1 protein-coding gene is annotated in these 615 nt (G+C 45.5%); it reads right to left on the bottom strand.

From position 1 onward, the window contains the following. A partial coding sequence (locus HMPREF2984_RS06130; RefSeq protein WP_180363936.1) for an SSURE domain-containing protein occupies positions 1-615 on the bottom strand: 615 nt, incomplete at both ends.

The raw sequence follows: 615 nt of genomic DNA, 5'->3' as shown, positions 1-615 counted from the left end.
AGTCTGCCTTACCATCCTTAGTTGCACCGTAAACCTTAACAGTCGCAGTGTAAGTATGAGTACCGTTCGCTTTCAATTGATCCAAGAGGGCCTTGCCTTGTTTGCCGGCTGCATTGCCATCTAATGAAACTTGATAGAAATATTTGCCCTTTGGAATGCCTGCAAACGGAAGCAAGCCTGCATGATTCGCTGTGCCATTATCTGACCATGGTGCTCCGTTTGATGATTTGAGCAGAAGACGAGTCAACATGCCATCACCACCAAAGAGTTCATACGGAATCACTTCATTCACACCAGCTGTAAATGGACCAGGATGGTTCGCGTTGGCTAGGAAAGAAGCCGGAACATCTGTACTGCCCTTGATATTGTCCGTTATAGATTGCTTAGCTTGAGCAAGAGATGGATCTTCTTGCGCTTTTTGACCATTCAAATTCAGATTCACTTGACGTGTTGCGACAACATTGTTCAGGTCTGCTTTACCATCCTTAGTTGCACCGTAAACTGTGACGGTTGCGGTATAGCTGTGCGTACCGTTGGCTTTCAATTGATCCAAGAGTGCTTTGCCTTGTTTGCCGGCTGCCTTACCATTGAGTGACACTTGATAGAAATATTTAC

The organism is Streptococcus sp. HMSC066E07, from assembly GCF_001814695.1.
Classification (GTDB): Bacteria; Bacillota; Bacilli; order Lactobacillales; family Streptococcaceae; genus Streptococcus; species Streptococcus hominis.
The sequence above is the reverse complement of the archived record's forward strand: the minus strand, read 5'-3'. Positions and strand labels throughout refer to the sequence as shown.